This is a genomic window from Pseudomonas sp. HMWF006, from assembly GCF_003061205.1.
GTDB classification, from domain to species: Bacteria; Pseudomonadota; Gammaproteobacteria; order Pseudomonadales; family Pseudomonadaceae; genus Aquipseudomonas; species Aquipseudomonas monsensis.
Window position 1 is genome coordinate 1 of sequence record NZ_QAIU01000473.1, and the last position, 6967, is coordinate 6967.

General features: G+C 62.1%; 9 protein-coding genes. 5 read left to right on the plus strand and 4 right to left on the minus strand.

From position 1 onward, the window contains the following. The first annotated feature begins 97 nt into the window (after positions 1-97). A complete protein-coding gene (locus DBR24_RS20620; RefSeq protein WP_123462212.1) occupies positions 98-265 on the plus strand; it encodes a metallothionein in 168 nt (55 codons plus the stop codon). Positions 266-288: 23 nt separating this feature from the next. Here the strand turns inward: DBR24_RS20620 and DBR24_RS20625 are convergent, their stop codons facing one another. Continuing rightward, positions 289-561 (minus strand): hypothetical protein, encoded by a 273-nt coding sequence (locus DBR24_RS20625; protein WP_123462214.1) that lies wholly within the window; start codon positions 559-561, stop codon positions 289-291. 39 nt (positions 562-600) lie between these two features. Further along, the gene (locus tag DBR24_RS20630; RefSeq protein ID WP_123462216.1) at positions 601-828 is read right to left on the minus strand and encodes a DUF6555 family protein; all 228 of its coding nucleotides are present in this window, start codon (positions 826-828) and stop codon (positions 601-603) included. 145 nt (positions 829-973) lie between these two features. Here DBR24_RS20630 and DBR24_RS20635 point away from each other — a divergent pair, with 145 nt between their 5' ends. The 3 genes from DBR24_RS20635 to DBR24_RS20645 all read left to right on the plus strand — a co-directional run bounded on the left by DBR24_RS20635 (position 974) and on the right by DBR24_RS20645 (position 3044). After that, a complete protein-coding gene (locus DBR24_RS20635) occupies positions 974-1741 on the plus strand; it encodes a helix-turn-helix transcriptional regulator (RefSeq protein WP_256591694.1) in 768 nt (255 codons plus the stop codon). Between the two features lie 141 nt (positions 1742-1882). After that, positions 1883-2056, plus strand: a complete 174-nt coding sequence (locus tag DBR24_RS20640) for a DUF1427 family protein (protein WP_127652207.1) — start codon at positions 1883-1885, stop codon at positions 2054-2056. 31 nt (positions 2057-2087) lie between these two features. Further along, positions 2088-3044 (plus strand): zinc-binding alcohol dehydrogenase family protein, encoded by a 957-nt coding sequence (locus tag DBR24_RS20645; RefSeq protein ID WP_128615683.1) that lies wholly within the window; start codon positions 2088-2090, stop codon positions 3042-3044. A gap of 127 nt (positions 3045-3171) precedes the next feature. Here the strand turns inward: DBR24_RS20645 and DBR24_RS20650 are convergent, their stop codons facing one another. Together DBR24_RS20650 and DBR24_RS20655 are read right to left on the minus strand one after the other, a co-directional pair. Then, on the minus strand, positions 3172-4194 hold the full coding sequence (locus DBR24_RS20650; RefSeq protein ID WP_123462224.1) for a purine nucleoside permease: 1023 nt from the start codon (positions 4192-4194) through the stop codon (positions 3172-3174). A gap of 15 nt (positions 4195-4209) precedes the next feature. After that, positions 4210-5169, minus strand: coding sequence for a nucleoside-specific channel-forming protein Tsx (locus DBR24_RS20655; RefSeq protein ID WP_123462226.1), 960 nt, complete (start codon positions 5167-5169; stop codon positions 4210-4212). 456 nt (positions 5170-5625) lie between these two features. Between DBR24_RS20655 and DBR24_RS20660 the strand changes: the two genes are divergently transcribed. Beyond that, the coding region (locus tag DBR24_RS20660; RefSeq protein WP_371921335.1) for a beta strand repeat-containing protein at positions 5626-6967 on the plus strand (1342 nt) is incomplete at its 3' end.

The following is a 6967-nucleotide window of genomic DNA, read 5'->3' on the forward strand; positions in this document are numbered from 1 at the left end:
CCCCAACCCCAACCCCCACAGCCACCAGCAGCTCCTACACTGTAATTACGGCTTACCCCACAAGCCCAGACAACCACCAAAAAAGGAGTCTGCCCCCATGCCCGATAGAAAATGCGACTGCCCCAACTGCAAATGCACCATCAAAGAAGGCGAACACGCCTACGCCGTACACGGCAAACACTATTGCTGTGAGGCCTGCGCTCACCACCACAAAAACGGTGAAGCGTGTTCAAGCAAAGGCTGCCACTGCGCCCACCCCAAATAAAAGCGCCCATAAAAAAGTGGAGCCTAATCAGGCTCCACTTCCAGTTTCAGGCTCTCATCATCCAGCCGTTCGGTATGCCGCACCGTGCCTTGCAACCGTCGCCCCTCCACCCGGACCACCACGGTTTTCGCCTGGTCCAGGTCTTCCGGTAACGGCGCCGGCACGCGCAGGGCGAAGCGATAGGGGTCGCCTTCGACAGCCTCAAGACCCACCCGACAGTCCACACTTTTGGTGATACGGCCAAACAGGGTGTCCAGGCCATAATCCAGATGCGCCGGGCTGAAGATGCTGGTCATTGTATACGCCCCCAAAGAGTCCCCATCGCCGACGAGAGTCTAGCTCGCCGGTCGCCACGTGACGTTTTCCACGCCGAATTTTTCCGCCATCGGTTTGCTGGTCTTTTGCACTTTCTCCCGGCCGAAACGCGGGATGCGACCCACGCCGGCGTCGCAGCTTGCCCAGTGCCATGCCTCGGTGTTGTCCATTTTGTCCGAGCGGATAATGAACGACTTCGGCGTGCCGTGAAGGGTGTAATCGATGACAAACAGTTTTGCGTTGTTCATAAAGCCCGTATTCCTCCCTGTGGTAATAGAAGGATCACAGCGCCCCGGGAAAATTCACTCGGATTGTCCGACGGTATCTATCGTTGGCGACGCGGTGACCGACTGGTTACCATGCGGCTTCCGCCAACCCCAATGAATGCTCGCCATGGCCCTTGCCGCGCCCCCCGATCTGAGTGATACCGATGTGCCGGTGCAACCGCTGGCGCGCACTTATCCCCGTGGTTTGTATATCGAGCCGCACGAGCACGTCTGGGGGCAGTTGCTGTATGCGATGAGCGGGGTGATGTGGGTCGAGACGCCGCATGAGGCGCTGGTGGTGCCGCCACAGCGCGCCGTGTGGTTGCCGCCCGGGGTGCCGCACGGGATTCGTGTGGTCTCGGACTTGCAGATGCGCAATATTTACCTGCGCCCGGCGCTGGCGGCGACGCTGGATGAGACGGTGCAGGTGATCGAAGTCGGCGGGTTGCTGCGTGAACTGATCGTCGGGTTGGTGGAGCAGGGCGACAGTGGCGATCCCGGGTATTACGACGCCCTGGTCGGGTTGGCGTTGCTGGAGTTGAAACGCGCCCGGCGTTCGCCGTTGAAGATTCCGCTGCCGGACGATTCCGACCGGCGCCTGATGAACCTGTGTCAGGCGGTGATGGCCGCGCCGTCGCTGGAGATTGCGTTCGAGCAGCACGCGGAAAATGCCGGCGCCAGCGTGCGCACGCTGGCGCGGTTGTTCAAGGACAGCCTCGGCATGGGCTTCGCCGAGTGGCGGCGGCAGGTGCAACTGGCGACGGCGGTGGCGGCGTTGATTCAGGGCGTGGCAGTCAGTGTCATTGCCCGAGAGCTGGGTTATTCGCCGAGCAGTTTCAGTGACATGTTCCGCCGTGAGCTGGGCGTGGCGCCTTCGCAATTCCCCGCGGCCTGAACACCATCCCTGTAGGCGTGAGCCTGCAGGGTTGTGTGGTGACTTGCCGATATTTGGCTGAAATTCAGAAGTCCTTGGCCGACGCCTTCTGCACCGATTCCCTAGACTCTGCCCATTCCTTTTAGCGGCGGAGTTTTCCCCATGAACTACCTGATTTCGCTGGCCATCGGCCTGGGCGTCGGCCTGCTCTATGGCGCGCTGAATTTTCGTTCTCCGGCGCCACCGGCCATCGCCCTGGTGGGGCTGCTCGGCATGCTCGCGGGTGAGCAGTTGTGGCCGATGGGCCGGCAACTGGTCGCCGGTTGGTTCTCGTGAATTTTCCTTTCTCTCTTCGGTGGATGTCCTCATGAAAGCACTGCAATTCGATAAAACCGGCGATCTGTCCTCCCTGCGTTTCGTCGACGTCGCCACTCCGCAGCCCGGTGCCGATGACGTGCTGGTCGAGATCAAGGCGGCCGGTCTGAACCCCAGCGATGTGAAGAACGTGCTCGGGCGTTTCCCTTACACCACGTTGCCGCGGATTCCCGGGCGCGATTTCGCTGGCGTCGTGGTTGAAGGCCCGCAGGCGTTGCTCGGCCAGGAAGTCTGGGGCACCGGCCGTGAGCTGGGCTTTTTTGCCGATGGCTCGCACGCGCAGTTCGTCAAGCTGCCGGCCAGTGGCGTGGCGCACAAACCGTCGCACCTGAGTTTCGCCCAGGCCGCCAGCCTCGGCGTGCCGTACACCACGGCGTGGGATGCGCTTGAGCGCAGCGATGTGAGTGCTGAAACCCGTTTCCTGGTGATCGGCGGTGGCGCGGTGGCGACGGCGGCATTGGCACTGGCCAAGGTCCGTGGGGCGCAGATACTGGCGGCGGCGCGGCGACCGGAGCAGGTCAAAGACTTGCAGGCCCAGGGCTTCGCGACGATCCAGCTGGATAAACCCGAAGAGCTCGGTGCCCAAGTCCACGCGGAGTACAGCGGCGGCGCCGATGTGATCTTCGACACCACCGGTTTCTGGCTGCCCGCTTCGGTGGCGGCGCTGGCACCGTTCGGCCGCATCGCGATCATCGCGGCACCCGTCGACGGCCATGTGCAGTTGCCGGCGCTGGCGCTATACCGCAAGGGCGGTTCGGTGGTCGGGATCAATTCGCTGCTGTATGGCGTTGAGGCCTGTGCGGCAATGCTCGAGCAGTTTGGGCGGTTCTTCGATGAGGATCGGCTGCCATTGCCTCAGGGGCTGGTGGAGGTGCCGCTGGCGGAAGGTCTGGCACGTTATGCCGAGGTGAATCAGGGCCGCGGCGATAAGATTATCCTCATCCCTTGATCTCACCAACACCGCATAACCTGTGGGAGCTGGCTTGCCTGCGATAGCGGTGGAACAGTCGATGAAGATGTTGACTGCTCTAATGCCATCGCTGGCAAGCCAGCTCCCACAAGGTGCTTTGGTGGGTTCAGGAGTGCGGCACGCCGTTTTCCCACGCCGACCAGTTTTTCAGGATGTCTTGCACCAGCGGATTGCCTGCTCGATAGAGGTTTTCCAGCGCCGGCACGAAGCCGCCCTGATCGGCGTACTTCAGCAAATTGTCCACTTCGCTGCCGCCCGGAGCAGGGCGGTCAAAGTCCGAGCCGGCGCGCACCACCGCGAGGCGCTGCACATCCACCAGGCCTTCACGACTGGCGCGCAACAAAGCCTCATAGGTCGAGTTGTCTTCCTGTTGCGTGGTGCAGTATTCGCCCTTGTTGTCGGTCAGCAGCCTGGTCCAGACCTCGGCGCGTTCGCTCAGGCGAGTGCCGGAGAACCAGGTGTTGCCTGCCAGCGTGTCGCAACGGGTGACGACGGGCGGCTGGTTGGCCGGAGCTGACGGGTATTTCCGGCGCCACGCCGCCGATTCCTTGCTCTCGCTCAGCGCGACCTGGTGGCTCAGCGCAAAGGCCTTGGCCTGCAGTTTCGGGTTGAGTTCGAAGACTTCGGTCTTGTAGTCGAGCGGCGGTTTTTCGTTCGGGCCTTTGGTGTTGATGCCCAGATAACCGGTTGGCCAGCTCGACGGCGCGTCGCGAGAGTCCAGTTCCCACTGCGTGCCGAACTCCACCAGGTAATGCGCCCACGCGGCGGTGCCGATGGTCCCGTGCTTGGGGCTGATGCCGGCAATCCCGGCGATCAGGAAATAACTTTTGCGCAGGTCGAATTTCGGCGACAGGGCCAGTGCCAGGGTCGAGGCGGCGGCGTTGGTCTGGCCCATGCCGGTGGTCAGCAGGCACACCTGCTGAGCGTTGCAGCGGATGGTCGGGTACTCGGCGGACAGGCCCGGTACACGGATTTCCTGCTTGAGATTCAGGCGCTCGATCCAGTTCTGTGCCTCGGGGGCGAACATGGTGATCAGCACGACTTTCGGCTGGATCGGCGCCTCCGCCGCCCAGGTGGAGGAAGAGAGCAGGGCCGCAGCGGCCAGGGTCAAACGCATCATTGCTTGCATGAATATCTCCTCAATTCAGAACTGGTAACCGATGCCGGCGTAGTAACCCCAACCGTTGGAACGCGCGCGGAAATTGCCGTCGCCGAAGTTCAGCTCGCTGCCATCCTCCCAGTTACCGCCGTTATGGAAGTAACGGCCGACGAGGGTGAAGCGCAGGTGGGTGAACGAGTACAGCAACACGTTGGTCGCCACCGTGGCGTTGGCGGTACGCGCCGGGTTGTCCTTGTGCAGGTCCGAGCCGAAATCGAAGTTGGTGAAGCCGATGTAGGTCAGCGACGCGCCGTTGCTGAATGTGTCGATGGGCACGATGTACTTGAGCTGCGCGCGGTAGCCGTCCCACGAATACTCGTTGCTCGCGCCGTAGTTTTCCCACTGGTAGCGCCCGTAGAGGTTGGCCGACAGGTTGACCCGTGAGTGGGTGTCGATGTCGGTGCCGAAGCCACTGTAGAGGGTGTTGGCGCGGTTCTCCTTGCGGCTGCCGTGGTCGTAGATCCAGTCGAACGCTACATACCATTCCTTGAACGGGCCGATGGCCAGGCTGCGCCCGGCGAGGTAGTCGATGGAGATGCGCGGTTCGTGTTCCATGAACACCGGTGAACCGTGGTCCCACACCCCTTTGTCGTGGCTGTTGCCGATGTTGAAGATCTTCGGGATGTCGACGTAGCCGTAAAGCTCGAACGGCCCTTTACGCCCGAAGTACTCGTACTCCAGATAGATATCGTCAGCCGGTTGCGGACCGAAACTGATGTCCTTGCTGCCGATCAGGGTCAGGTCCTGGTTGTACCAGTCCGACAGGTACGCACCTTCCTTGGGCGGGCTGGCTTCGGGGCTGAGGGTTTCGCCTTGGGCGGATTCTTCGGGCAAGGCCGGCTGAGCGACAGCGCTGTGGCTGAGAACTCCGGTAACGCCGGCCAGTAGCAGGGAAACAGCAAACGTGCGCGCAAACGGGGCGCGAAGCGGGGAAGCAGCGTGCATTCAAAGTCCTTTTTTGCGGATCGAGGCCCGGGTTCTGCGGGCCTGTATGGTTTTGTTACGAAAAAGCCGTTACAGGCAGGTCGCAAACGTTTGCACAAGGCGTACCAAGTCTCCCGGCCACACCGCGTTCCCCTTGTAGGCTTGGGCCTGCTCGCGATGGCGGCGTATCAGACAAAATCGAGTGATCTGACACGACGCCATCGCGAGCAGGCTCACTCCTGCAGGGTTCTTTGGGCGATCAGAGCTAGTGTTTGCTGGCCGAAACCCGCGGTTTAGAAGGCCCTAGTATTAAAGTATTAACACCATTTAATCCGTGCTCCATCGCGGGGCGTCTACTAGCGTTGTCCCCAATCAGCGGTTTTGTGATGACCGTCGCAGTCTTGATTCGCGTGTGGAATAAGCGCGGCTTTGCACGCTTTCAAGGAAGAAATTGGCCACGACAAGGAGTAGTAGCCCGTGGAAGCAAGGTTTGGTGTTGCCCTCGTTTCGCGTTTTTCCCCTCTTTCTCTTGCTGTGCACCTGAGCGTTGCCGGGTTGTTGTTCGGCGGTGTCAGCGCACCTGCATTGGCCACGTGCTCCACGGCCGGCTCCACCGTGACCTGTAGCGGTGTGCCGACTCTGCCGCTATTTCTCAACAACTTTTCCAGCGCCACCAGCGGCCTGACGGTCAACGTCAACTCCAGCGCGCAAATGAACGCGACCCTCGGCGGCCATGTGATGGACCTGACCGGGGTCAACATCACTCTGAACAACTCCGGCACGATCGACCCGGCGCTGCTGGGGCTGGTCTCGGTGTTGAGCGGCGGTGCCTTCATCGGCTCAGGCGCAACCAGCACGGTCAGCGTGCTCAACAACGCCAGCGGAATCATCCGCGGCACCGGCATGTTGCTCGGGCTTAACCTGACCAGCATCGACGGCCTGGGCATCGCGGTGAACAACGCCTCAGCCGGAACCACCACCATCACCAACAACGGCACCATCACCTCGACCGGGCTTTCGGTCGGCGGCATCACCCTGGCCGACACCCCGGTGGTTGGCGTGTATGGCGGTTCGCGGGTCAACATGACCAACAGCAGCACCGGTACCATCAACGGCCGGATCGCCTTCGAGACCTCGGCGGCGGGCAACACCTTCACCAACGCCGGTGCCATCACTGGCGGCGTGTCGATGGGCGCGAGCAGTACCAACACCTTCACGGCAATCACCGGCTCGTCGGTCAGTGTCGGTGACGGCGTGCAAATCAGCGTCGGCCTCGGCGGACTGATCGGCATCAACCTGACTTTCGCCCCGACCGGGACCGTTGATGGTGGCGCGGGCGGCACCAACAGCCTGATCCTGCAGAACCCGATCGGCGTCGGCGGCGGCACAACCGGCGTCGGCACGGCGTCGAGCGCCAACTACGTCAACTTCAACAACCTGACCATCAACAGCGGCACCTGGACCTTGCAGGGGCCACTGGTCAGTGGCGCGACCACGCTCAATGGCGGTGTCGCCCAGTTCAACAACAACGCCACGTTCGGCAGCGGTGTCCTCACCTCCAATGGCGGGATCCTGCAAGCCAGCAATGCCGGCTTGAACGTCAGCAACCTGATCTCCCTCGGCGCCGGGGGCGTGACCGTGCAAGGCACCAACGCCACCACCCTGAGCGGCGTGATCTCCGGCAGCGGCGGTCTGACCAAAGTCGGTTCCGGGCAACTGAGCCTCAGCGCCGCCAACACCTACCTGGGCAACACCACGCTCAACGGCGGCACCGTGCAGTTGGGCAACAACCTGGCGCTGAGCACCGGCACCCTCAACG